This is a genomic window from Corynebacterium tuberculostearicum (assembly GCF_032821615.1).
Lineage (GTDB): Bacteria > Actinomycetota > Actinomycetes > Mycobacteriales > Mycobacteriaceae > Corynebacterium > Corynebacterium tuberculostearicum_H.
In genome coordinates, this window is the sequence record NZ_JAVBIF010000053.1 from 1 (window position 1) to 876 (window position 876).

An 876-nucleotide genomic window follows, 5' to 3' on the forward strand; every position below is an offset into this window, starting at 1 on the left:
CTTGATTTCTAGCGGTCGTGGAAACACCTGACATGGGTTGGGTGATTGTGTGGAGTCGAAATGGGTTCCGGATTCTGTTGTCGTGGCGCGGTTTGCGTCGTTGGTTCGGGCTGGTAGTTCAATACGGGCGGCTGCTGGTGTGGTTGGTTTACCGCGGTCGGTGGCTTATCGGCTTGCTGGTGAGTTGGACTTGCCGCGCAAGCGCCGCAGGCGTATTAGCTCGGCTGACAGTCAGGCAATAGCTCGCCTGTGGCTTGAAGGTGTGGCACCAATGGATATTGCGCGCCAGCTTTCCATAGGCTCTACTCCGGTATATCGAATCGGTATTGAGCTTGGTTTGTGGAAACGCAATCCGTACGGCCGCAAAGCTGCGGCAACAACTCGCCGGTGTAGTTATCTGCAACTGCGTGTAAATGCTTTAGGACGCAAAGATGCCGCTTTAGCCTGTGGCATTCATCCGCGTAATGCTGCTGATATAGACAAAGGCGTCATTAAGCTTTCCACCGGGCGTGTGCCTTTTGTCCCGGATGGCCCGGATGTGGCGCTGTATAACAGGCTTATGCAGGTACTCGAGTACGTTGATGGTCGCCAAGCAGTTCCAGTCCAGGTTATTTCACAACAGCGTATCGATAGGCGTATTTCTTCGCGCTATCTATCGATAGAAGAGCGCGAGCTCATCTTTGATCTTGACCGGCAAGGCAAAGGCGTACGTGAGATAGCTCGGCGTCTTCAGCGCTCTGCTGGAACTATCAGCAAGGAACTTAAACGCAACCGGGATGAGTTTGGGGTATATCTTCCCACGTATGCGCACCGTAAATCGGTGTTGCGTAGGTTTAGACCGAAAAAGCGCAAGATTGATACCAATCCACGCTTGCG

At 53.2% G+C, this 876-nt stretch carries 1 protein-coding gene; it reads left to right on the forward strand.

The genetic code is table 11. The features are described from left to right. Positions 1-49: 49 nt before the first annotated feature. The coding region (locus RAE09_RS11840; RefSeq protein WP_316981772.1) for a helix-turn-helix domain-containing protein at positions 50-876 on the forward strand (827 nt) is incomplete at its 3' end.